The 23,035-nt window shown below is 55.0% G+C and carries 21 protein-coding genes and 1 pseudogene; 13 read left to right on the forward strand and 9 right to left on the reverse strand.

Annotation, left to right across the window (positions count from 1 at the left end):
- Positions 1-9 precede the first annotated feature (9 nt).
- The 9 genes from GGR91_RS04950 to GGR91_RS04990 are packed head-to-tail and all read left to right on the forward strand — an operon-like array spanning position 10 to position 9,404.
- Positions 10-630 carry an NADH-quinone oxidoreductase subunit J gene (locus tag GGR91_RS04950; RefSeq protein WP_183940624.1) on the forward strand — a complete coding sequence of 207 codons (621 nt, stop codon included), beginning with the start codon at positions 10-12 and terminating at the stop codon, positions 628-630.
- Positions 627-932, forward strand: coding sequence for an NADH-quinone oxidoreductase subunit NuoK (gene nuoK / locus GGR91_RS04955; RefSeq protein ID WP_125230259.1), 306 nt, complete (start codon positions 627-629; stop codon positions 930-932). Before GGR91_RS04950 ends, nuoK begins: the two co-directional genes overlap by 4 nt.
- Positions 933-938: 6 nt before the next feature.
- On the forward strand, positions 939-2,981 hold the full coding sequence (gene nuoL, locus GGR91_RS04960; RefSeq protein WP_183940627.1) for an NADH-quinone oxidoreductase subunit L: 2,043 nt from the start codon (positions 939-941) through the stop codon (positions 2,979-2,981).
- Positions 2,981-4,540, forward strand: coding sequence for an NADH-quinone oxidoreductase subunit M (locus GGR91_RS04965; RefSeq protein ID WP_183940629.1), 1,560 nt, complete (start codon positions 2,981-2,983; stop codon positions 4,538-4,540). Before nuoL ends, GGR91_RS04965 begins: the two co-directional genes overlap by 1 nt.
- Before the next feature lie 2 nt (positions 4,541-4,542).
- Positions 4,543-5,985, forward strand: coding sequence for an NADH-quinone oxidoreductase subunit NuoN (nuoN, locus tag GGR91_RS04970; protein ID WP_183940631.1), 1,443 nt, complete (start codon positions 4,543-4,545; stop codon positions 5,983-5,985).
- Entirely contained in the window at positions 5,952-6,698 is a 747-nt protein-coding gene (locus GGR91_RS04975; RefSeq protein ID WP_322788770.1) for a biotin--[acetyl-CoA-carboxylase] ligase, read from the forward strand. The genes nuoN and GGR91_RS04975 overlap by 34 nt, the downstream gene beginning before the upstream one ends.
- Positions 6,699-6,709: 11 nt before the next feature.
- Positions 6,710-7,492 carry a type III pantothenate kinase gene (locus GGR91_RS04980; protein WP_183940633.1) on the forward strand — a complete coding sequence of 261 codons (783 nt, stop codon included), beginning with the start codon at positions 6,710-6,712 and terminating at the stop codon, positions 7,490-7,492.
- Positions 7,492-9,135: a ribonuclease J gene (locus GGR91_RS04985; RefSeq protein WP_183940635.1), complete on the forward strand. Its 1,644-nt coding sequence runs from the start codon at positions 7,492-7,494 to the stop codon at positions 9,133-9,135. The genes GGR91_RS04980 and GGR91_RS04985 overlap by 1 nt, the downstream gene beginning before the upstream one ends.
- Positions 9,132-9,404: a DUF1467 family protein gene (locus tag GGR91_RS04990; RefSeq protein WP_183940638.1), complete on the forward strand. Its 273-nt coding sequence runs from the start codon at positions 9,132-9,134 to the stop codon at positions 9,402-9,404. The genes GGR91_RS04985 and GGR91_RS04990 overlap by 4 nt, the downstream gene beginning before the upstream one ends.
- A 3-nt stretch (positions 9,405-9,407) precedes the next feature.
- Here GGR91_RS04990 and GGR91_RS04995 read toward each other — a convergent pair whose 3' ends face one another.
- On the reverse strand, positions 9,408-11,696 hold the full coding sequence (locus GGR91_RS04995) for a coiled-coil domain-containing protein (protein WP_183940640.1): 2,289 nt from the start codon (positions 11,694-11,696) through the stop codon (positions 9,408-9,410).
- A 70-nt stretch (positions 11,697-11,766) separates the two neighbouring features.
- Here GGR91_RS04995 and GGR91_RS05000 point away from each other — a divergent pair, with 70 nt between their 5' ends.
- The 3 genes and pseudogenes from GGR91_RS05000 to GGR91_RS05010 all read left to right on the forward strand — a co-directional run.
- Positions 11,767-12,078 carry an Hpt domain-containing protein gene (locus GGR91_RS05000; RefSeq protein ID WP_183940642.1) on the forward strand — a complete coding sequence of 104 codons (312 nt, stop codon included), beginning with the start codon at positions 11,767-11,769 and terminating at the stop codon, positions 12,076-12,078.
- A gap of 58 nt (positions 12,079-12,136) precedes the next feature.
- The gene (locus tag GGR91_RS05005; protein WP_183940644.1) at positions 12,137-13,363 is read left to right on the forward strand and encodes a hypothetical protein; all 1,227 of its coding nucleotides are present in this window, start codon (positions 12,137-12,139) and stop codon (positions 13,361-13,363) included.
- Positions 13,364-13,457: 94 nt separating this feature from the next.
- Positions 13,458-13,589: pseudogene (locus GGR91_RS05010) on the forward strand (sensor histidine kinase); the annotation flags it as partial.
- Here GGR91_RS05010 and GGR91_RS05015 read toward each other — a convergent pair.
- The gene (locus GGR91_RS05015) at positions 13,590-14,876 is read right to left on the reverse strand and encodes a citrate synthase (RefSeq protein WP_183940646.1); all 1,287 of its coding nucleotides are present in this window, start codon (positions 14,874-14,876) and stop codon (positions 13,590-13,592) included.
- Between the two features lie 272 nt (positions 14,877-15,148).
- On the opposite strand from GGR91_RS05015, the gene GGR91_RS05020 reads away from it, so the two are divergent.
- On the forward strand, positions 15,149-17,278 hold the full coding sequence (locus GGR91_RS05020; protein WP_183940648.1) for a ComEC/Rec2 family competence protein: 2,130 nt from the start codon (positions 15,149-15,151) through the stop codon (positions 17,276-17,278).
- Here the strand turns inward: GGR91_RS05020 and lexA are convergent.
- From lexA to GGR91_RS11735, 7 genes are all read right to left on the reverse strand, one after another.
- Positions 17,272-17,958, reverse strand: coding sequence for a transcriptional repressor LexA (lexA, locus tag GGR91_RS05025; RefSeq protein ID WP_183940650.1), 687 nt, complete (start codon positions 17,956-17,958; stop codon positions 17,272-17,274). The genes GGR91_RS05020 and lexA overlap by 7 nt on opposite strands.
- A 93-nt stretch (positions 17,959-18,051) precedes the next feature.
- Positions 18,052-19,233, reverse strand: a complete 1,182-nt coding sequence (locus tag GGR91_RS05030; RefSeq protein WP_183940652.1) for a molybdopterin molybdotransferase MoeA — start codon at positions 19,231-19,233, stop codon at positions 18,052-18,054.
- Entirely contained in the window at positions 19,230-19,697 is a 468-nt protein-coding gene (gene moaC, locus GGR91_RS05035; protein ID WP_183940654.1) for a cyclic pyranopterin monophosphate synthase MoaC, read from the reverse strand. The genes GGR91_RS05030 and moaC overlap by 4 nt, the downstream gene beginning before the upstream one ends.
- Complete coding sequence (trpC, locus tag GGR91_RS05040) at positions 19,690-20,472, reverse strand: indole-3-glycerol phosphate synthase TrpC (RefSeq protein ID WP_183940656.1); 783 nt, start codon at positions 20,470-20,472, stop codon at positions 19,690-19,692. Before trpC ends, moaC begins: the two co-directional genes overlap by 8 nt.
- Positions 20,472-21,467: an anthranilate phosphoribosyltransferase gene (gene trpD / locus GGR91_RS05045; RefSeq protein WP_183940658.1), complete on the reverse strand. Its 996-nt coding sequence runs from the start codon at positions 21,465-21,467 to the stop codon at positions 20,472-20,474. The genes trpC and trpD overlap by 1 nt, the downstream gene beginning before the upstream one ends.
- A complete protein-coding gene (locus GGR91_RS05050; RefSeq protein ID WP_183940660.1) occupies positions 21,464-22,048 on the reverse strand; it encodes an anthranilate synthase component II in 585 nt (194 codons plus the stop codon). Before GGR91_RS05050 ends, trpD begins: the two co-directional genes overlap by 4 nt.
- Positions 22,045-23,034: an SRPBCC family protein gene (locus tag GGR91_RS11735; protein WP_183940662.1), complete on the reverse strand. Its 990-nt coding sequence runs from the start codon at positions 23,032-23,034 to the stop codon at positions 22,045-22,047. The genes GGR91_RS05050 and GGR91_RS11735 overlap by 4 nt, the downstream gene beginning before the upstream one ends.
- Position 23,035: the final 1 nt, after the last annotated feature.

The raw sequence follows: 23,035 nt of genomic DNA on the forward strand, positions 1-23,035 counted from the left end.
CGGCCCATCGTGATCCAACTCGTCTCATTCTATATCTTCGCAAGCATCGTCATCGCGTCTGCCGCGATGGTCATCTTTGCGCGCAACCCCGTGCACAGCGTGCTGTGGCTGATCGTCGCGTTCTTTAACGCCGCTGGCCTCATGGTCTTGATCGGCGCGGAATTCATCGCGATGCTGCTCGTTATTGTCTACGTTGGTGCAGTCGCCGTGCTGTTCCTGTTTGTGGTCATGATGCTCGACATCGACTTTGCCGAACTGCGCGCCGGTTTTGTGAAAAACGTTCCGCTCGGTTTGCTGCTCGCCGTTGTTCTCGCAGCAGAGCTCGTTCTGGGCATTGGCGCGTATCAGGCGGGTGCAGTTGCACTGGGTACGCCGGAGGCTGGAGCAGCCACCGTGTCGGCGGCTGTTCCCAATATCGAAGCTATTGGCGGCCTGCTGTACAGCAAATATGTGTTCATGTTTGAAACCGCGGGCCTCATTCTTTTGGTGGCCATGGTGGGCGCGATTGTTCTGACCCATCGTAAGAGCCATGGCACCCGCGGCCAGAGCATCAGCAGCCAGGTACAGCGCCGTCCTGAAGACGCGACGCGCAATGTCAATCAACCGGTAGGGCAGGGGATCGAGTTGTGATTGGTATCGAACATTATCTCGTGGTGAGCAGCATTCTGTTTGTCATGGGTGTGCTGGGGATTTTCCTGAACCGCAAAAATGTGATCATCATTCTGATGGCGATTGAGCTCATTTTGCTGGCGGTAAATATCAACCTCGTGGCGTTCAGCGTCTTTCTTGGCGACCTTACGGGCCAGATTTTCGCGATGTTCGTGCTGACGGTGGCTGCTGGCGAAGCGGCCATTGGCCTTGCCATATTGGTCATCTACTTCCGTGGCCGGGGCACCATTGCCGTTGACGATGTCAACCGGATGAAGGGATAACATCCAGTGACTTCGATCCATATCATTGTTTTTCTTCCGCTTTTGGCTGCGCTCGTCGCGGGTCTCGGCCAACGCTTTATTGGCGCCGTTGCATCCAAGACCATTACTACAGCTGGCCTGTTCACGGCGTCCTTGCTGAGCTGGCCGATTTTCATCGGCTTTCTCAACGGCAGCGAGACCGCTTATGTCGCGCCCGTGATGAACTGGGTCCAGTCGGGTGATTTGTCATTCGATTGGGAATTGCGGGTTGATGCGCTGACCGCGGTTATGTTGGTGGTCATCACCACCGTATCCGCGCTCGTCCATCTGTATAGCTGGGGCTATATGGAAGAAGATCCCGATCAGCCGCGCTTCTTTGCGTATCTGTCGTTGTTCACTTTCGCGATGTTGATGCTCGTGACCGCCAACAATCTCGTCCAAATGTTCTTTGGATGGGAAGGGGTTGGCCTTGCGTCTTATCTGTTGATTGGTTTCTGGTACAAAAAGCCAAGCGCGAATGCCGCCGCGATTAAGGCATTTGTTGTGAACCGCGTGGGTGACCTTGGCTTCATGCTGGGTATCTTCGGCGTGTTCTGGTTGTTTGGCACGGTGTCCATCCCGGACATTTTGGCGGCGGCACCTGACAAGGTCGGATCAAGCATTGGTTTCCTTGGGTTCCGCGTCGATACAATGAGCTTGCTGTGCATATTGCTGTTCATCGGTGCGATGGGCAAATCTGCGCAGTTGGGCCTGCACACATGGCTGCCCGACGCGATGGAAGGTCCGACACCTGTGTCGGCGCTTATTCACGCGGCAACGATGGTTACCGCTGGCGTGTTCATGGTTTGCCGCCTGTCGCCATTGTTTGAAACAAGCCAGTTTGCGCTCGACGTTGTGACGATAGTCGGCGCGACGACGGCCATTTTTGCAGCGACCGTTGGCTTGGTGCAAACCGACATCAAACGCGTCATTGCGTACTCCACATGCTCGCAGCTTGGATATATGTTCTTTGCCGCGGGCACCGGCGCATATGGCGCGGCGATGTTCCATTTGTTCACGCACGCTTTCTTTAAGGCTTTGTTGTTCCTTGGTGCAGGCTCAGTCATCCACGCGATGCATCATGAACAGGACATGCGTTATTATGGTGGTTTGCGGAAACATATCCCGCTGACCTTCTGGGCGATGATGGCGGGCACCTTGGCGATTACCGGTGTTGGTATTGTTGGCGTCGGCGGATTCGCGGGTTTCTATTCCAAGGATGCGATCATCGAAGCCGCATTTGCGAGCCACTCGACCTTCCATATGTATGCGTTTGGCATTGGCGTTCTGGCGGCATTGTTGACCAGCTTCTACAGCTGGCGCCTGATGTTCCTGACATTCTTCGGAACGCCGCGTTGGGCACAGTCGGAGCATATTCAACATGCGATGCACGACCATGGCGATCATGATGAACATGGGCATGATCATGCCCATACCCATGCCGGGCACGATGACGGTACCGCTGGCTATCATCCACATGAAAGCCCGCTACCGATGCTCATTCCATTGGGCGTGCTGACATTGGGCGCGATTTTCGCTGGTTTTGTATTCCACGGTGGCTTCATTGAAGCCGAAACCGGCAAGGCGTTCTGGGCGAACAGCACATTGTTCTTCAATGAACATTTGATGCACGCCATGCACGAGGTTCCAATGTGGGTGAAGCTGTCGTCGACCGTGGCCATGCTGACCGGCTTGTTGGTTGCTTATGTGATGTATCAGCTGTCAAAGGATGCGCCGCAGCGCTTGGCTTCGGCATTTGCACCATTGTACCGTTTCTTCCTGAACAAATGGTATTTCGATGAACTATATGACGCAGTCTTTGTCCGCCCGGCCTTTTGGTTTGGACGCCTGTTCTGGAAGCAGGGTGACATTGGCATTATCGACCGGTTTGGGCCAAATGGTTCCGCGGCTGTCGTGTCCTTTGGCAGCAAGCTCGCGGTTAAAATGCAGTCGGGTTATCTTTATACATATGCGCTGGTGATGCTTTTGGGCCTTGTCACAGCGGTTAGCTGGATGATGGTGAGAACATAATGAACGCCGCAGATATGCCTGTCCTTTCAATCATGCTCGCCATCCCGATGGTGGCGGCGGTATTGTGTTTGTTCGTTCGTGCCGAATTGGCGCGCCCAATTGCGCTTGGCGCGACCCTCGCCAACCTCATTCTCGGTGTGGTGTTGTGGATCAGCTATGATCCCGCTGGCGCGCAGTGGCAGTTCACCGAAAGCGCGCAGCTGTTCGGCCCGATCGGTTGGAAACTTGGGATTGACGGTATCTCGTTGACGCTCATCATGCTGTCGGTGTTCCTGATGCCAATTTGCATCGGCGCCAGCTGGAACAGCATTCAGAAGCGCGTTGGCGAATATATGGCGGCTTTCCTGTTGATGGAAACGCTGATGATCGGCGTGTTCGCGGCGCAGGACTTGTTGCTGTTCTACATCTTCTTCGAAGCCGGTCTGATCCCGATGTATCTCATCATCGGCATCTGGGGTGGTCAGGACCGCATTTACGCGTCTTACAAATTCTTCCTTTACACTTTGCTTGGGTCGGTGGTGATGCTGATCGCAATGTTGTGGATGATCCAGTTTGCCGGCACCGCAGACATCCCAACGTTGCTCAACACCGATTTCCCTGTGCAGGCGCAGACATTGTTGTGGCTGGCATTTTTTGCATCCTTTGCGGTCAAGATGCCGATGTGGCCCGTCCACACATGGCTTCCCGATGCGCACGTTCAGGCGCCAACGGCGGGTTCAGTCATTCTGGCGGGCGTGTTGCTGAAAATGGGGGGCTATGGCTTCCTGCGTTTCTCTTTGCCGATGTTCCCAGAGGCGAGCGCCAACTTCATTCCTTTGGTCTTCGGCCTGTCGATGGTCGCCGTTGTCTACACATCGCTCGTGGCTTTAGTGCAGCAGGATATGAAGAAACTGATCGCCTATTCGTCGGTCGCGCACATGGCGATCGTGACGGTCGGCCTCTTCACCTTTAACCAGCAGGGTATTGAAGGCGCGATCATCGTGATGCTCAGCCACGGTTTGGTTTCGGGCGCGCTCTTCCTTTGCGTGGGCGTGATCTACGACCGTCTGCACACACGCGAAATCAGCCGTTATGGCGGCATCAGCGTGAATATGCCCAAATATGCATTGCTGCTCATGCTGTTCACCATGGCCAGCGTCGGCTTGCCCGGAACAAGCGGTTTTGTCGGAGAGTTTCTGAGCCTTGCGGGCGCCTATAAAGTGTCCACGTGGGCCACGCTGATCGCGACAACGGGCATCATCCTTGGCGCTGGATATATGTTGTATCTCTATCGCCGGATCGCATTCGGGCCGCAGGCCAATGCAGACGCGGCCGCGATGCAGGATATTGACGGCCGCGAAATGTGGTTGCTCGCGCCGATTGCGGTCGTGGTGTTGTGGATGGGTGTATATCCCGAAACATTCCTCGCCCCCATTCGCCGCGATGTTGCGACGATTGTTGAACGTATTGAACGGGCGGCTCCCGCTGGCGACAGCAAATTGATGGCCGTCGACCCGACCACAGCGCGCTTTCGCGTTGCTCATGAACCTAAAAAAGACGTGGCTGAGGGGAGCCATTAATAATGGAACTTAATGCTTCGCTCTCCTTGGTGCGTCCTGAGATCATTCTCAGCTTCTCGGCGCTTGCCTTGCTGTTGTTGGCTGCTTGGAAGGATCAGGCCGGACGCCTCATCAGCATATTGGCTGTTGCGGCTCTGGGTGCCGCCGCTGCTTTCACCGCCAGCGCGCTTGGTTCGGGCGCCAGCGCGCCGGCTTTTGATGGTTTGATGGTGAATGATGCCTTTGGCAATTTCTCCAAGCTGCTGATTTATATTGCCGCGGCGGTGTCACTGACCATCGCCCCGCGTTTCTTGGAAAAGGCAGGCGCAATGCGCGCTGAATATCCGGTTCTTATCGTGCTTTCCTGCATCGGTATGGGCATTATGGTATCGGCGACGGACCTGATTTCATTATATATCGGTCTGGAGCTGCAGAGTCTCTCGGCATATGTCCTTGCAAGCTTCGTACGCTCGGATGGCCGTTCGGCGGAAGCCGGCCTCAAATATTTCGTGCTCGGTGGTCTTGCGAGCGGTATGCTGCTTTTCGGTGCATCTTTGGTTTATGGCTTTGCCGGTTCGACCAGCTTTGCCGCGATCGGCCTTGCGATGGACAAGGAAGTCGGCCTTGGCCTGATCTTTGGCATCGTGTTCATCCTATCCGGGTTGGCATTTAAGATCAGTGCCGCGCCATTCCATATGTGGACACCCGACGTGTACGAAGGCGCGCCAACGCCCGTCACCGCGTTTTTTGCGAGCGCACCAAAGGTTGCAGCGATCGCTTTGTTGATGCGCGTTGTGCTTGAGGCATTTGGTTCGCAGGTTCTGGTGTGGCAGCAAATCATTATTGCGGTGGCGCTAATGTCGATCATCATCGGCGCGGTTGGCGCAATTGGTCAGCAAAACCTCAAACGCCTTATGGCGTATAGCTCGATCAACAATGTGGGCTTCATCCTCATCGGGCTTGCCACTGGAACAGAGCAGGGCATTGCTGCCATGCTTGTCTATCTGACGATTTATGTGGCCATGACCTTGGGCGGCTTTGTGTGCTTGATGCAACTCAAGGACAAAGACGGCAACTATCGCGAAGAATTTGCCGATATCGCTGGCTTGTCAAAGACGCGCCCGGCGCTTGCCGCTGCCTTTGCCATTTTTATGTTCAGCCTCGCGGGTATTCCGCCATTGTTCGGTTTCTGGGGTAAGCTGGTGGTATTCAATGCCGCTGTTGCCGCCGGCCTGCTGCCATTGGCGGTCATCGGTATCGCGGCTTCGGTTATTGGCGCATTCTACTATCTTAAGGTCGTCAAGGTGATGTACTTTGATGACGCGGCTGATGTTATCGCCGACAGCGATGACAAGGTGCTGGTCTGGACTGGTGGTATTCTTGCCGCCGCGAACTCACCACTTGGTTATTTTGCCATTCCCGTGCTCGGCGTTTGGACCGCGGTTGCGGCAAAGGCGCTGTTCTGACGCTGATATTTGAAGAGGTTGCGCTCACAGGGTCAACGAACGCGGATTTGTTGACGCGCGCAGCGCAGGGTGCACCCGAGGGACTATGGCTTCGCGCCGATGCGCAGGACGGCGGCAGAGGCCGTCTCGGCCGCACTTGGGAAAGTCCAAAGGGCAATCTGTTCGCAAGCACCATTGTTCGTCTGCGCGATACCGACCCAGCGCCAGCCAGCCTGGCTTTTGTAACAGCATTGGCCGTGTTCGACGCCATCCGGCAGATCGCGCCGCATGTGGACATTTCGCTGAAATGGCCAAATGACATTCTTTCGCGCGATGGGTCTAAATTGTGCGGGATATTGTTGGAACGATCGGGCGATGCGGTCATTGTTGGCATTGGGCTGAACCTGGTTTGGCATCCGGAAAATCTTGACCGCAAGGTGTCAGACTTGCGAACGCTTGGCGCGACACCACCGGACGCGCAGTCGAGCGTGGAGATCGTGGCCGATGCCTTCGCGCGGTACCTGTCGATCTGGCGGCTGTCGGGCACGGCCACGATTATCCGGCAGTGGGAAGAATGTGCGCATCCGCGTGGAACAGCGCTGTCGGCGCGACTGCCCGATGGCGAAGAATTGCATGGGCTTTTTCAAGGCTTGGACGATCAAGGTGCGCTGCGGCTTAGCTTGGCGGACGGCGCAATTCGTGCCATTCACGCAGCAGATGTTTTTCTAGTTTAAAGGGGTGGGCGATGTTGCTCGCAATAGACACGGGTAATACCAACGCGAAGTTTGCTTTGGTCGATGACAGCGGCGAGATATTGCACCGCTGGCGCATCGCCACAGACGCGCGCCGCACTGCCGATGAATATGCGGTTTGGTTGGATCAGCTCATCCAAATGGCAGGGTTCCGCCGATCCGATATCGATGCTGTAATCATCGCGACCGTCGTGCCGCGCGCGCTGCACAATCTACAGCTGTTGGCGACGCATTATTTTGGTTGTGAAGCGCTTGTGGCTGGGCGAGGGGCTGTTGCTTGGGGCATTCAGCTGCGTGTAGCTGAACCGAAGTCGGTCGGCGCAGATCGCGCCGTGAATGCCGTCGCGGCACATGCGCTTGCAGACGGGCATAAGATCGTGATTAGCTTCGGCACGGCGACAACGTTTGATTATATTGGCCCCGATGGCTCTTATCACGGCGGAAGCATCGCGCCGGGCGTTAATCTGTCGCTGGATGCCTTATATGGCGCAGCAGCGATGCTACCGCGAATTGCAATCGAACCACCGCCAAATGAAAGTGTCATTGGCACAACCACTGTTGGACAAATGCAGATTGGTATCTATTGGGGCTATGTGGCAATGATCGAGGGAATGATTGCCCGAATGAAGAATGAAATTGGCGAACCGGTATCGGTTATTGCGACCGGCGGTTTGGCGATCTTGTTTCAGCAACATGGCCATTTATTTGACCGGGTAGAACCCGATTTGACGCTGCGGGGGCTGGCGCTTTTGTACAGGAATAGAGAAAAAATATAATGACGACCCCAAAAAATGAACTGCTTTTCCTTGCTCTTGGTGGATCAAATGAAATTGGCATGAACGTCAATTTATATGGTTGCGATGGCAAGTGGGTAATGGTCGACCTTGGCCTCACCTTTGCCAATTCAGAGTATCCCGGTATTGACCTCGTACTTCCAGATCTGGAATTTATTGAGAAGCGCAAGAAAGACCTTTTGGGCATCGTCCTGACGCATGGTCATGAAGACCATATCGGCGCGGTGGCCTATTTCGCCGCTGACCTTGGTGTGCCGTTATATGCGACCCCGTTCACAGCAACGCTCATCCGCGGTAAGCTTGAGGAAGAGGGTATCGCGGATATCGTGGAGCTGAATGTCATTCCTATGGAAGGCGCATTCTCCATGGGGCCATTTGATTTTAAATTTGTGACGCTGGCGCACTCAATCCTTGAAATGAGCGCCTGTTTGATCACCACGCCTTATGGCAAGATTTTCCATACCGGTGACTGGAAGCTGGACGAGCGCCCTGTCTTGGGCCGCCCAACGGCCGCCGACGCGCTAACCGCGATTGGGGACACGGGCATATTGGCGATGGTGTGCGATTCTACCAACGTCTTCAATCATGAACATAGCGGCAGCGAAGGCAGCGTGAAGGACGACCTGCTAAAGTCCGTCAAGGCCGCGAAGGGCCGGGTGGTTGTTACCACTTTCGCGTCCAACGCGGCGCGATTGCAGACTTTGGGCGAAGTTGCGCGCGAGAGCGGGCGTACCTTGTGCTTTGCCGGTCGGTCGTTGCACCGGATCCTTGAGGCAGCGCAGGCCAATGGCTATTTGAAAGATCTGCCCAAAACCATCGATATGGAAAAAGTTGATAGCCTTGCGCGCCACGAAGTCATGGTTGTTGCGACAGGCGGGCAGGGCGAAGCCCGCGCTGCGTTAGCGCGAATTGCCGAAGGAAATCATCCCGTGAAGCTGGAGGAGGGCGACACCGTCATCTTCTCGTCCAAGCAGATCCCGGGCAATGAAATTGCCATTGGCATCATTATGAACAAGCTGGCCGAGCGCAACATTCTGACGGTTACCGAAAAGCAGGCGCATGTCCATGTATCGGGTCACCCGGGTCAGCCGGAACTGGCGGCTCTATATGATTGGATTAGGCCTGAAATCCTTGTTCCGGTGCATGGCGAGCGCCGTCACATGGCGGAACAGGCACGATTTGCGCTTGCGCATGGCGTTCCAAAGTCTGTCGTGCAGTCAAATGGTGACGTCGTGCGTTTGGCACCCGGCGAACCGAAGACGATTGGTAAGGAACGTACTGGGCGCCTTATCCTCGATGGTGATACCATTATCGCGGCTGACGGCGCAACATTGAACGAGCGCCGGCGTCTGTCGTGGTACGGATTGATTTCTGTCGCGTTCGCGCTTGGTGCGAATGACAGATTGCTGGGTAGCCCCGAAATCCGTTTGCATGGCGTTCCCATCGAAGAAGATCTCGATGATTTTATCGAGGAAGCAACGGCCGCTGCAGTGAAGGCGATTAAGGACAATCGTGGCGATTATGAAAAGCTGCGCGAGTCCGTACGTTTGGCCGTTCGCCGTGTAGCCGTCAGCTGGACCGGCAAAAAACCAATCGTTGATGTGATGATATTGGAGACAGCATGAATTGGACATCAATTGTCGCTATTTACGCGCTTTTTTGGGTGATGACGGCGTTTGTCATCCTTCCCATCGGTGTACGCACGCATGAGGAATTAGGGCTGCCTAAGGTACCCGGACAAGCCGACAGCGCCCCCGGGAACTTCCAACCCGGCACCATATTGTTGCGGACAACATTGTTATCCGCAGCACTGTTTGGGCTGTATTATGCTAATTATGTGAATGGCTGGGTTGACCGCCACAGTTTTGACTGGCTGATAAGCAGGCCTGTTTAAGACTTACTTCCGCAGCCGTTCGATGGCTTGGGCAAGTGCAACATATAGCTTGCCGATATCGGACGACAGAAGCGTGACACCAATGGCGTTGCCATCACGTGTGCTCAGCAACAGGCGCATGATTGATTCAAAATCGTGCACATAGCGGTTCACATGCTCGCGGAATTCGCTGTCGTCGCCATAATGATTGGCGATGATCTTAGCTTCTCTGGTATCGAGAAGGCGTACAGTGCGGCGCGTAAACACGCCTCTGTCGCCCTTAAGATACGACGCCCATGCAGTGTCAGTGATGTCGTTGGACAATATTTTCCCAACATCGATTGCTGTTGAATTCAGCGATTCCGTTAACAAGACCATGCGGCGTGCCAAGCTGTCATCATGAACAGATTCCAAGCTGTTTTTGCTATCGGCAATCCGGCCCTCAAGACTGGTGGTCATTTCACCCAGCTCGGCGAGTTGCTTGACGACCAGACGGGACGCAGCTTCGGATAGCTCTACATTGCGCTCAATCGCTTCCTGAACGGCAGAATTCATCGATGCAACTTGTGCATCCAATGCATTGGCAAGTGCGGTTCGGTTTTGCTCGGTCAGCTGATCAGCAATATGGGCGAGTTCATCATCCAATATCTTCCGGCTGCTTTCCGCAGCAGCGCGTGTCGATTCGCGAACACGAAGCAATGCGGTGACAAGCTGGCCATTTGCCTCGTCCGACATTTCTTGAAGCAGCGATTGTGTCTGTCGAAGCGACGAACCAAGCGCATCCACTTGCTCATGGCGGGCGGCAAAATGGGCATCGCTCTGGGTCATGAGTGTGTGCAAAGAGTCGCGCTGGGTCGCAATAATCTGCTCCAGACCGTTTAGCTTATCAAGCATGCTGCCACTCAATTGCTCGAGCGATTCCGCGTTCGATAACGCCGACTTTATCTGCGCGACGCCATTCGACAATTGCACGCTGAGTACATCCATAGATGCAGGAATTGTCTCGCTGATTTCATGGTTCGCCGTGCCCAGCGACTCCAACAGCTTGTGGGACTGTTCAATAAGTTGCTGGGTGATAAGCTGGTTGTCTGTCAGTGCAGAGCCAACATTGCGGGTGCTCTCTCCCAAGGCGGATACAGCAAAGGCAAGCTTCGACGTTTGGTCGGTTGCGACGCGGTCAACTTCTGAAATCTGCTGCGCGCTTGAATGAATGTGCGCGCTAATCGTCGCGATCATGGCACGGATGCGCGCCTCTTCCTGCTCCGTCTGGCTACCTACGTCGCCAAGTGCCTTACGCAAGTCGGAAAGGCTCGACTGAATATGTTCCTGACTATCGGTGAGGATCGCGTCGATATCACCCGATGCCTGCGCGATGCCGCTGGACATGGCTTGCGTTGCGCTGTCCATCAACGTTGCCATTTCGGCGCTGCGGTCAAGCGCCTCTGCACTCCGTACGTCGAGTAGTTTTGCGCTGCTGCTGAGCGACTGTTCCAATTTAACAGCCATGTCGTCGGCGCGCACTTCAACGCCATCAACATATTCGCGAACCGATTTGCCTGCATCGCGAACCCGCTCCAAAGTCGTAATGAGCGCTTTGATCTGGATCTGGGCGTCATTACCAGCGCTTCCGATCTGGTTCGTCACATCTTTCGCGGCGCTCGTAACGACCGGCAAATGCTTACGAAGTTGCTCCAAATTCGTGTTCGCGGATTGGCTTACAGCTTCGAGCGTTTTTGCTTTTTGGTCGCTATCGGCAAGCGCCGCTGTAAGGACCTGGGCTGACTCCATCAATTTCTGGGACGATTGCCGTCCAAGCGACTCGAGGTCGCGCGCATTTTGCGACAAAAACTCGCGCGCCAACGAGATTTCCTCGTTCACTGTGCGCATCCGCTGGCTCAGCAAATCGCTTTCCTTGCGTAACGACGCTGCAACATTGCCAAATCGGGTTGCTTCCCGGCTGCTGTTGCGCATCACCAATAGCCACGACACGGCGATCAACAATGCAGGGACGGTCCAACTAACAATGAGCTCAACAATGCGATTGCTGCTGAGGCCTGCTTGCGCCTCAGGCCAATAGGTCAGTGCGAAAAACGCAGTCCAGCCCGCAAGTGCGAGGATAAGGACCACCGGCACTACAAACGCCAAAACGCTATGCCGCGGCACCTCAACTTCATACATATCTTCAATATTTGCAGTGTCGATAGCATCCGGAAGCGAACCCGCTGTCGTGTCCGTTTCGGCCGCGACATTGTCGTGCGAAGATTGGTCTGAGATATGCTGCGTCAAGCCGACGATTTTTGAGCGTGTGGTCATAAATCCTTTCTTACCATATTATTACGAGAGAGAAACGCAAACTTAACACTGTGGGGTGTAAGCTCGAACAATGTCGATGGATTATGGCGCATTTGACACAGCGTTAAAGGCTGCAGTGGGGGATGACGCATCCTTAATAGCGGAACTGCGTGTGTCCTTCGTGGAGAGCGCGAAGCGCCAAATCAGCCTGTTGTCGCGGTCGCGTTGCGATGCAAATTGGCAGTATTCCAGCTGGCGTTTAAAAAGCTTGGCGGCAAGCTTTGGCGCAATACATCTCATGACGCTGGCTGACGAAGCAAGCGAAGGCGCGCCCGGGGACACTGACGTCATTCGCAAACTCAACAACGCTATATTTGATATCGAACATTTCATTGTGCAATGATTGATCCGTTTTTGTAGATTTTTATTGGCAAAAGGCAGCTAACCTTCATATCGGGTTTATGGTGTCCGCCCGCATTCCCGAAAAGCCGTCCGTCGCTTTGCTCTCCGTTACCGGTGGAGACGTGTCCACGTCGCGAGCGGCCACGGACAAGGCGAATACCGAGTTGGCCGGTGGATCACTCGTCGATTATCAGATTAAAACGCTTTTCCGCGCAGGGATTTCACGGTTTCTCGTTGAAGTGGAAAATATGGACGGGGCGATGTTGGCCTTGGCCGATCAATGGCGCCAGAAAAACGTCCTCGTTGATTTCGTACGAACGGGTGCCGATATTCAGCTCTATTTGAAGCTCGACGACCGCATTTGGGTTCAGTCTGGGCAGCTATATGTGCAGCCTGACTTTGTCGAAACGTTGGTGCAATCGGCGGACAATTTTGTAGCGACAGTGGACGGGCGCGACGAAAACAGCCTTTTTGAGCGCATCGATTTGAATACGCGCTGGGCAGGTATTTCGATTGTTGGGGCCAGCACGATTGCGATGCTGAAAGATCTACCCGAAGACTGGAGTATCATTTCCTCGCTGCTGCGGCAGGCCATCCTCGCGAATGTGCCATTGAGACTTATGTCGCAACAACATGTCAACAACGGAACCTTGAACATGGTGCAAGGTCCGCAGGATTTTGTCCAGTTAAACAGGCAGATTTTACGCAGGCGGGTTTTAAGTCAGGCGGGCCTGGTTGAAGCTAGGGTTTTGGGCCCAGTGTCAGCCAAATTGGTGCCCGTCATATGGCAAAGTCCGGTCGCACTTAAGATGGTCAAATTTGCCGGTCCAATTTTTGCATTGGGCGCGGTGGCGCTGGGTGTGTCAGGCTTCGATCTGGCCGCAACCGGCGCTGCATTTGGCGCTGTCGCAACCAATTCTCTGCGTCTTGCAACGACCGACGATCTGAACGGGCAGGGGAAATTCCCCAACCTTACTTCTGTGACCTTAGCGCTGCTTGTTATCGCGATGTTTGGTTCTGCGTATATGGACACCTCTTACACCAATGACGGCCTCTTTGCCGCCTTCGCGGTGGCCTCCATTGCGTGGATTAGTATGCGTGTCGTGTTGCCGCGATGGGCTGACGGGCTCCTCCGGTCGCCAGCCCTGCTGTCCATTCTGGCGTTAGTCGGCACTGCCGGTCTCGGTTTCACCAATGCGCTGCAATGGATTATGGTCGCACAGTTAAGTGCCTTTATGTTTGCATGCTATGATAGCGGTCCCGATAAAAAGGCGGGTCAGCCTTAAAGCGCCATTAACGGGAAAAACCATAACGGCCGCCACGAACATTCGTGGATAGGCTTTGGACGGTTTACTCGGCTCTCAAGATGATGTGCTCTAACGCACCGGCGATGGTGGGAGCGGGCTCTGCCTCTATATATCGCGACGCCTAGCACGCGCGATGGGGGGCGATCTTACCGTTGAGGCTGCAAAAGGCGGAGGCGCTAAATTCACGCTCCGCCTTCCACAATAATTAACGCTGGGCGAGGCCCGGATATGGGCGTTGGTTTGGACCCGTGTACAATTGGCGCGGGCGACCGATTTTTTGTGCCGGATCGGAAATCATTTCATTCCATTGCGCAACCCAGCCCACAGTGCGGGATAGTGCGAACAATACGGTGAACATTTCCGTTGGGAAACCAATCGCCGACAAAATGATACCGGAGTAGAAGTCTACGTTCGGGAACAGCTTCTTTTCAATGAAATATGAATCATTTAGCGCCATTTCTTCAAGCTGCATCGCAACATCGAAGATTGGGTCGGTAATGTTCAGCTCGGTCAGAACTTCACGTACCGTTTTCTGCATGACTGATGCGCGCGGATCGTAGTTTTTATAAACGCGATGTCCAAAGCCCATGAGGCGGAAGGGATCGTTCTTGTCCTTGGCACGTTCAATATAATGCGGAATGCGGTCTGGCGTGCCGATTTCGCGCAGCATGTTGAGCGCAGCTTCGTTCGCGCCGCCATGCGCTGGGCCCCAAAGACAGGCAATGCCAGCTGCGATACATGCAAACGGGTTGGCACCCGATGATCCAGCAAGACGTACGGTCGATGTTGAGGCGTTTTGTTCGTGGTCGGCATGGAGAATGAAAATCCGGTCCATCGCGCGTTCGATGACAGGGTTCACAACATATTCTTCGGCAGGAACGCCAAAGGTCATGCGCAGGAAATTGCCGGTGTAGGACAGGCTATTGTCCGGATAGACAAATGGCTGACCAACCGAATATTTATACGCCATTGCGGCGATGGTTGGCATTTTGGCAATCAAACGATGGCTGGAAATCATGCGATGCGTTGGGTCGCTGATATCGGTCGAATCATGATAAAATGCCGATAACGCACCGACGACACCGCACATGATCGCCATCGGGTGCGCGTCACGGCGGAAGCCACGATAGAATGTCGCCAGCTGCTCGTGCAGCATCGTGTGACGTGAAATCGTGTGGCTGAAATGATCGAGCTGCGCCTTGTTGGGCAGTTCACCATTCAACAGCAGATATGATACTTCCATGAAGCTCGACTGTTCCGAAAGCTCTTCGATGGAATAGCCACGGTGCAACAATATGCCCTCATCACCGTCAATGAACGTCAGCGCAGACTCGCAGCTCGCAGTAGACGTGAAGCCGGGATCGAACGTAAAATGATCTGACACGGCATATAATTTGCGGATATCGATGACGTCGGGTCCTTCCGAACCCTTCATGATCGGCAATTCAAAGCTATTTTCGCCAACGGTAAGAGTTGCGTTTTTATCGGCCATTTTCAAACTCCATACATTGCTACCCGACATATCGGGCCGCCCAACCGGGCATATTTCCGTTTAAGACACAGAACGTTCAAAACGTCGTTTGCGACTGCTTTCGGTCCTTCAAATGCCACTATTTCATGGGGAGAAAATGGCTTTGTCGTTGGCTAGCCCAATGGTAGGAAATTTAGCGGTCGTCAAGGCAAACAATAGCCAAAAATTGGGAGGTTAGTTGCCTCGCGGTATATTAGTGATAGACAGCGATTGTGGTGGGGATATCGAACATTTTGACCCTCAACAATATGCCGCGCTTGGGCGGGGGGCATCGGTGGTTCAGCGCCCTTGAAAACTGGCTTGATCGGGAGCGCGATCAACTACCTTTGTGGTTGCCGGTTGGCATAGGCATCGGGATCGTCATTTGGCAATTTGGTGGGGCTTCGGCGGCTCCAGGATCAGTGCTATTGGCCATTGCGGTTGCGCTGTTTGCGTTGCTGGCGAAACCGCATAGCCGCAGCCGTCAGTTTTTAGGGATGGCGGCAGTCGCTATTTTGCTGGGCTTTGGGCTCATTAGCCTGAAGTCGGCGGTGGTGGACCAGCCCGTGCTGGGCAAGATTTGGATTGGGGATTTTTATGGGCGGATTGAAGCCGTAGAGAATCTCACGGCGCGCGAGGTTGTTCGCCTGCGCCTTGCGACGGATGGGAAGGGCGGATTGCCTCCGGTCGTCCGCGTAAATCTTGCGCCCGAGCAATATCAATCAACATTTCAAGTGGGTGCGGTCATTCAGTTGCGGGCGAGGTTGATGCCGCCTGCTGGGCCAACCTTGCCGGGAGGATATGATTTTGCGCGCCGGGCATGGTTTCAACAGATCGGCGCAACCGGGTCTGCATTGGGAACCGTAACCTTAATTGAACCCGCAAGGACCAATGCGATGTTTTCGGCAAAGCGGGCGCAACTTACGCAGCATATTTTGGCATCCATGCCGCCTAATGCTGGTGCCATTGGCGCTGCGCTTGTGACGGGGGATCAGGGGCACATAAGCGAGGCAGATGCACAAGCGATGCGTGACAGCGGGTTGGCGCATCTGTTGTCGATAAGCGGCCTTCACGTAACCGCGGTTGTTGGATTTATCTTTATCGCGGTCAGCCGGTTGCTGTCCTTGTCGTCATGGCTGGCCTTGCGGATTTCTGTGCCCATCTGTGCGGCAGCGGCTGCCGCAATGGGGGCGCTGGCGTATACGCTTTTAACGGGTGCAGAAGTGCCGACGATACGCTCCTGCATTGCTGCTCTTCTTGTTCTCGTGGCACTGGCGTTGGGCAGGGATGCGCTTACCCTGCGTTTGGTTGCATTTGGCGCGTTGATCGTGCTGCTATTTTGGCCAGAGGCATTGGCCGGGCCAAGTTTCCAACTCAGCTTCGCCGCCGTTGCCACGATTGTCATCCTTCATGAACTGCCATTGGTGAAGCGTTTTACCGAAGGGCGGGATGAGCCGACCATATATCGATTTGCCCGAGCCGTTGTTTCACTTGTGCTCACCGGGCTCGCCATCGAAATAATCTTGGCCCCGATCGCGCTGTTTCATTTTCATAAGACAGGGCTTTATGGTGCCTTCGCCAATGTCGTCGCGATACCCATGACGACCTTCGTGATTATGCCGTTGGAGGCGTTGGCACTTTTCCTCGATTTGGTCGGCCTTGGCGGGCCGTTCTGGTGGCTCGCCGGACAAGGGATTTTAGCGATTTTGGCATTGGCACATTTTGTGAGCGGTTTGCCGGGCGCGGTGTCGATGATGCCTGAAATGCCGATCTGGTCTTATGCGGCATTCTGGACGGGGGCGTTGCTTTTTGGCTTGCTGCAAACGCACATCCGTTATGTCGGTATCCCGATTTTTCTTATCGGCATTGCGGGAATGATATTGGCGCCACGGCCCGATATATTGGTCACGGGTGACGGAAAACATCTGGCACTCGTCACACCCGAAGGAAAAGTTTCGCTCTTGCGCGGAAAGGCCGGCGACTTTGTTCGGGACATGATCTCCGAAAAGGCGGGAAGCAATGCTGTTGCGACACCGATAGAACAATGGCCGGGCGCAAACTGCACATCTGATAACTGCATTATATCGATAGCTGCGCCCAACCGAACCTGGACGATATTGGCAACGCGCACGGCCTATCAGGTCCCAGCCATGGAGATGGCCGCGGCCTGCAGGCGCGTTGACATCGTCATGAGCGACCGATGGTTGCCGCAAAACTGCCGGCCCAAATGGATTAAAGCAGACCGGGGACTGTTAGAGCAAACCGGCGGACTTGCTATCTATTTGGGCGATCAGCGCGTGATAACCGCCAACGAAAATCGCACGCATATGCCATGGGTGCAGGCGGCCAAAGCGGCACAGCAGAACGCAGATTTACATCAATGATATCTGCGCAATAGCCCCGCTAGCTTACCCTGAACTTCAACTTCATGCTGCGCATAATATTGTGGTTCATACATGCTGTTGGCGGGGTCCAAACGGATTTGCTGACCTTCGCGGCGCAGATATTTCAGCGTCGCCTCTTCACCGTGCACCAGTGCCACAACAATCTCGCCATCGCGCGCGGTCGTGGCTTTACGGATGAGGGCGTAGTCCCCGTCCAATATTCCTGCCTCGATCATCGAGTCACCGGAAACTTCAAGCGCATAATGTTCGCCAGCGCCCAACAGCGCCATGGGCACCGACAAGGAACTTTGGCCTTCCAACGCTTCAATCGGCACACCCGCAGCGATTTTGCCATGCAGCGGGATTTCCATGACGTCGTTCGCAGCCACCGGTAACTGCACCTGCGCCTTGTTGCTGGCAACCGCGGGGGTAAGCTTGGTCACATTATCGCTACGCAAGTTGCCACCATCGGGCAGTTTCATCACTTCGAGCGCGCGGGCGCGATTGGCAAGACGGCGGATAAAGCCGCGTTCTTCCAAAGCGCCAATCAACCGATGCACACCTGACTTGCTCTTCAAATCGAGCGCTTCCTTCATTTCTTCAAATGAGGGGGAAATACCGCTTTCATCAAGTCGCTGGTTAATGAACACAAGCAGTTCATGCTGTTTGGCTGTGAGCATATTCAGGGTTCCATCATGTTGAACATGAGAAGAACGATTAGAGAACAAATGGGGTTAAGTCAAGAACATTTGTGCACTGTAAGCGCGTCGCGCTCAGAACAAGCGATGATATTGAACAGCCGCGCCAGATGGCGTGGCAGGTGCATCTACATCGCGGATAATCAGCGCGTTGCTGTGCGATAGCGGCGAGACCAACCCGCTATCCCGCGTGGTAAAAGCTGTGATGGCGCCGCCTTCAACCCTGGCGCGAACATATTCTGCCCTGTTTCCGCCCTGGAACAATGGGTTGTCGCTCTTTGCCTCAAATATCTCGGGGAGCGGCGAGAGGCTGCCCGCCATATGGCGTATCAGCGGCAGCAGGAACAGAAACGCCGTTACGAAGGCCGAAGAAGGGTTGCCCGGCAAACCAAGCACTATTGTGTCGCCAATCTTTCCCGCCATGACGGGTTTTCCGGGTCGCATCGCAACCTTCCAAAAGTCTATATCTGCGCCAATATTGCGCAGTGCCGTTTGGACCAAATCATGGTCGCCAACCGACGCGCCGCCCGTCGTGACGATGATATCGGTGGTTGATGCAAGCGCACTCAACCTTGTTTCCAGATCGGTCAGCCGGTCTGCAATAATGCCCGCATCCATGATTTCGCATGGCAGGTTTGATAGCATCGCGTGCAGCATCGGGCTGTTTGATGATGGTATCTCCGCAGCACTGCACTCTCTACCCGGAGGAAGGAGCTCGTCGCCTGTCGCAACAATCGTTACATGCGGCCAACGGCCAACCCGAACGGTGCCATGGCCAGCCATAGCGGCCAACGCGCACGGTCCAGCCTCCAGCATAGTGCCTGTCGCGAGAACGGTATCGCCGGACGAAAAATCACCACCCGCCGTGCGAATATGCATGCCCGGTGCGAGTGTATCCTTCGCCGTGGCCATCACGGTGTCGCCGTCACGCGCAGCGTCTTCCTGAATTAAAATAGTATCCGCACCAGCGGGGACATGTGCACCTGTAAAGATGCGCACGGCTTGGTTATGTTCCAATGCGCCCGCAAAGGGCCGACCTGCGGCGCTTTCACCGATTACATGCCAAGGCCCGGGAAACGCAGCGGATGATAAAGCATATCCATCCATTGCGGAAAGATCGGCCGCGGGTTGTGTGCGTTTCGCATGGAGTGGGCCGTGCAGATAATGCCGTGCAGCCTTTGCCAGTTCCAATTCGACAGACGGCAGCGGCGAAGCCAGCGCCAATAATCTGGCCTGCGCTTCGGCGACCGAAATCATGCGTGCCAATCGCCCGATTTGCCGCCCGTTTTGGAGAGCAATCGGATGTCGGAAATCACCATCGACTTATCCAAAGCCTTTGCCATGTCGTACAATGTGAGCAAGGCAACGGACACAGCGGTCAAAGCCTCCATTTCGACACCCGTCGGACCGTTCAAACGCACACGTGCCTCTGCACGAATGCCATGGTCTTCAAATTCAAACGCGATGGCGATTTTGGACAGCATGAGCGGGTGGCAAAGCGGTATGAGTTCGCTTGTCTTTTTCGCGGCCATGATACCGGCAATCCGCGCAGTCCCCAGCACATCGCCTTTTTTGATATTGCCCGCGCGCACAGCCTCAAGCGCCTCAGCGGACATATTGATGCGTCCTTCGGCAACGGCTTCTCTGGCCGTATCCGCTTTGGCCGACACATCGACCATATGTGCGGCGCCATCGGCACCCAGATGCGTGAGATCAGCCATGTCCGGTCAATAACCTTTGTGTGGCAAGCTGAACATCGGCATTCCGCATCAGGCTTTCGCCTACGAGGAAGGTGTTGACCCCGGCTGCGGCCATACGTTGGCAATCGGCATGTGTTGAAATGCCGCTTTCGCACACCAGCAATATGTCGGCGGGCACAAGCTTTGCCAAACGCTCTGTCGTCGCCAGATCGACGTCAAATGTCTTCAAATTGCGGTTGTTCACGCCAACCAATTTCGATTTCAGATGCGTAAGCGCGCGATCCAATTCGGCCTCATCATGAACTTCCACAAGGACATCCAGCCCCTGAGCAAAAGCCGCATCCTCGATTTCAACCATGGCCACATCGTCCAATGCCGCCACGATAATCAATATGGCATCACCGCCCATTTGCCGCGCTTCGGCGCATTGCCATGGGTCAACCATGAAATCCTTTCGGATCACCGGCAGGTCACATGCGTTGCGCGCAGCGATGAGGTAATCCTCATGCCCCTGAAAATACGGCGCGTCGGTTAAAACGGATAGGCAAGCCGCGCCGCCCGCCTGATAGGCAATGGCATGGGCTGCTGGATCGAAATCGGCGCGGATGAGGCCTTTTGACGGGCTCGCCTTTTTGATTTCCGCAATCAACGCAATGCCAGATGCGCTTTTGGCGCGCAGCGCCGCTTCGAAGCCACGCGGCGGCGATGGGGCAGGCCAATGCGACAAGCGCTTCGGCTTTCGTTCGGCCACTTCGATGCGCTTTGTCGCGCAGATTTCTGCAAGCTTGTCGGCCATCAATATTTCACCCAACAGTTTAGCAACGCATTGGCAAGACCCTTGTCGATTGCCTCTGCGGCCTCTTCAACCCCCTCGGGCATGGTTTCAACTACGCCAGCGACCAACAAAGCCTCCGCGGCATTGAACAATACGGCGTCACGATAGGCGCCACGTTCGCCCAGCAACAATTTGCGCAACTCAGCCGCATTATGCTGGGCATCGCCGCCGCGAATGGCGTCAACCGGATGCACGGGTAGGCCGGCATCGGCCGCGGTGGTACGTTGGAACCGGACACCTTCGGGTTCGACCACGGCGACTTCGTTGCCACCGGCCAAGCTTAATTCATCAAGACCTTCATCGCCCGAAATGATCCGTGAATGCTCCGTACCAAGGTGATGAAGTGCCTCAGCATACACAGGGACATAGGCAGGCCGCGCAATGCCGATCAGCTGGCGTTTTACGCGTGCCGGGTTGGCAAGCGGGCCCATCAGATTGAAAATCGTGCGCTGACCGATGCGTTGGCGGATCGGTTGAATCCGCTTCATCGCAGGATGATGGTTGGCTGCGAACAAAAAGCAAATGCCTAAGTCTTTCAGCGTGTCTTCCGCCATGCGTCCCGCGCGTTCCATGTCGAGACCGAGGGCCTCAAGCGTATCTGCCGCACCTGCCTTTGAAGAGGCCGCGCGATTGCCATGTTTCGCAACAGGAACCTCGCACGCCGCGACCACAATAGACACGGCGGTGGAAACATTAAGCGTATGATGCCCGTCACCACCCGTGCCACAGACATCAATCGCGCCTTTGGGGGCATCAATGGGGATCAGCCGGTCACGCATGGCTTGCGCAGCGGCGGCAATTTCCACCATCGTCTCGCCGCGTGCGGTGAGTGCAACGAGGAACGCCTGTATTTCATCTTCAGAGGCACGTGCATCAAGAATGTCCGCAAATGCCTGTGCGGCCTCGTCATGGTCAAACAAATGCTGCGGGTCGGGCAGGGGACCAAAGGGGTTCATGCTCTGTCCTTCACGGCCATACCGGCAATGCGCATGAAATTGGCCAGCATCGCGTGACCATATTCGGTGGCAATGCTTTCGGGATGGAATTGAACGCTGTGGATCGGCAGCGTTGCATGGCGAAAGCCCATGACATGGCCGTCATCGCTCGTTGCATTCACGACAAGGGACGACGGCACGTTTTCGACGATAAGCGAATGATAGCGCGTTGCCTGAAACGGCGACGGCAGGCCTTCAAACAATCCGCTCCCGTCATGTGTGACGGGCGATGTTTTGCCGTGCATCAATCCGCCCCGCGCAACGGTGCCTCCGAAATGCTGGCCGATGGTCTGGTGGCCCAAGCAAACGCCCAGCAACGGCTTTCCAGCTTCTGCGCACGCCGCGACGAGTTCCAGGCTTACGCCCGCTTCATGGGGTGTTTTTGGCCCGGGCGAAATGAGAAAAGCCTCTGCACCCGACGACAGAGCCTGTCCGGCGGACATATCATCATTGCGGACAACCTCAACCTCCGCGCCAAGCTCCATCAGATAATGGACGAGGTTCCAAGTGAAGCTGTCGTAATTGTCGATGACAAGGATCATTGTTTAAGGCCTACATCCGCCGAAACGCGGTCCTTTACGATTGCGAGTACATTGTTTTGAACGTCGCCCAAAAACCGTTCTCCCCACCATTGAAAATATCCAACCAGCCTGACTTTCATGCGGTAGTGCGTTGTCAAAACGAGCCGCGTACGGTCGGGACCAATGGGTTCGAGGCGGTAGCTTCCTGAAGCGATATTCAGGAAAGGACCAGCCGGAGAAATGTGCCGGTCTGTGTATTCCTGAATGGATCTGTCGGGAAAGGAAAAGGCCCAGGTCATTTCGCGGTTAGGCACCACAGACTGCACAACCTCTTCAAAGCGCGCGGATTTACCCCATAGGGCTTTACGCACGGTTCTATGGGATTCACGCGAAAGAACCGCCTCGGTTGGCCGCGGAATGCCGACGACATCATGGGTGAAATTCGCTTTGCCCTCATCCGCGCGGATATCGCGAATGCTGGCAAGATAAGGCCAAATTTTTTCTGGCGACGCATCAATTTCAATGGAACGTTCCACGCTGGCATTCGTCCAATGGACTGGCCACATTTGATCCCAAATCATCATCAGCAGGGGCAACAACAACCAGCTAGAAGCGTAAAACCTGTGCTGTTGCTGTGCAGCATGCCGCCGCCGCCGCCGGGCATTCAGATGTTGAACCAATCCGCCCGCAATGGCCGCCGGAATCCAGATCGGAATAACCAGCACAAGGCAGACCGCGCCTTCGTCAAAAACCGCAACTGCAATTCCCGTGAGGGTTAGAAAAAATATTGTTGGCCAGAAAAAACAGCCCATGGGTGAGCGTGATCCAGATGGATCGACATATTGCGTGACGAGGCCGCCCAGAGCCGCAGGGATGGCTAAGAGAGCAGTTACCGTGGAAATTTGGGAGTCGTCTTCCGGACCATAAAACAGGAAGAGCATGGCGCCGATGAGAATGCCGATCAGCGTCAGCGTAACCCGCGTTCCAGAGGTTTGTTCGATTGTCACG

Source organism: Sphingorhabdus rigui (assembly GCF_014196595.1).
GTDB lineage: Bacteria > Pseudomonadota > Alphaproteobacteria > Sphingomonadales > Sphingomonadaceae > Sphingorhabdus_B > Sphingorhabdus_B rigui.

Excerpts from the sequence above, each read along its gene's own strand:
- GGR91_RS05005 (WP_183940644.1), top strand. The coding sequence starts at position 12,137 with ATGGTGTCCGCCCGCATTCCCGAAAAGCCGTCCGTCGCTTTGCTCTCC.
- GGR91_RS05000 (WP_183940642.1), top strand. The coding sequence starts at position 11,767 with ATGTCGATGGATTATGGCGCATTTGACACAGCGTTAAAGGCTGCAGTG.
- moaC (WP_183940654.1), bottom strand. The coding sequence starts at position 19,697 with ATGGCTGATCTCACGCATCTGGGTGCCGATGGCGCCGCACATATGGTC.
- lexA (WP_183940650.1), bottom strand. The coding sequence starts at position 17,958 with ATGCTCACAGCCAAACAGCATGAACTGCTTGTGTTCATTAACCAGCGA.
- GGR91_RS05050 (WP_183940660.1), bottom strand. The coding sequence starts at position 22,048 with ATGATCCTTGTCATCGACAATTACGACAGCTTCACTTGGAACCTCGTC.
- GGR91_RS04995 (WP_183940640.1), bottom strand. The coding sequence starts at position 11,696 with ATGACCACACGCTCAAAAATCGTCGGCTTGACGCAGCATATCTCAGAC.
- GGR91_RS04965 (WP_183940629.1), top strand. The coding sequence starts at position 2,981 with ATGAACGCCGCAGATATGCCTGTCCTTTCAATCATGCTCGCCATCCCG.
- GGR91_RS04980 (WP_183940633.1), top strand. The coding sequence starts at position 6,710 with ATGTTGCTCGCAATAGACACGGGTAATACCAACGCGAAGTTTGCTTTG.
- GGR91_RS04985 (WP_183940635.1), top strand. The coding sequence starts at position 7,492 with ATGACGACCCCAAAAAATGAACTGCTTTTCCTTGCTCTTGGTGGATCA.
- GGR91_RS05030 (WP_183940652.1), bottom strand. The coding sequence starts at position 19,233 with ATGATTTCGGTCGCCGAAGCGCAGGCCAGATTATTGGCGCTGGCTTCG.
- nuoN (WP_183940631.1), top strand. The coding sequence starts at position 4,543 with ATGGAACTTAATGCTTCGCTCTCCTTGGTGCGTCCTGAGATCATTCTC.
- GGR91_RS04990 (WP_183940638.1), top strand. The coding sequence starts at position 9,132 with ATGAATTGGACATCAATTGTCGCTATTTACGCGCTTTTTTGGGTGATG.
- trpD (WP_183940658.1), bottom strand. The coding sequence starts at position 21,467 with ATGAACCCCTTTGGTCCCCTGCCCGACCCGCAGCATTTGTTTGACCAT.
- trpC (WP_183940656.1), bottom strand. The coding sequence starts at position 20,472 with ATGGCCGACAAGCTTGCAGAAATCTGCGCGACAAAGCGCATCGAAGTG.
- GGR91_RS05015 (WP_183940646.1), bottom strand. The coding sequence starts at position 14,876 with ATGGCCGATAAAAACGCAACTCTTACCGTTGGCGAAAATAGCTTTGAA.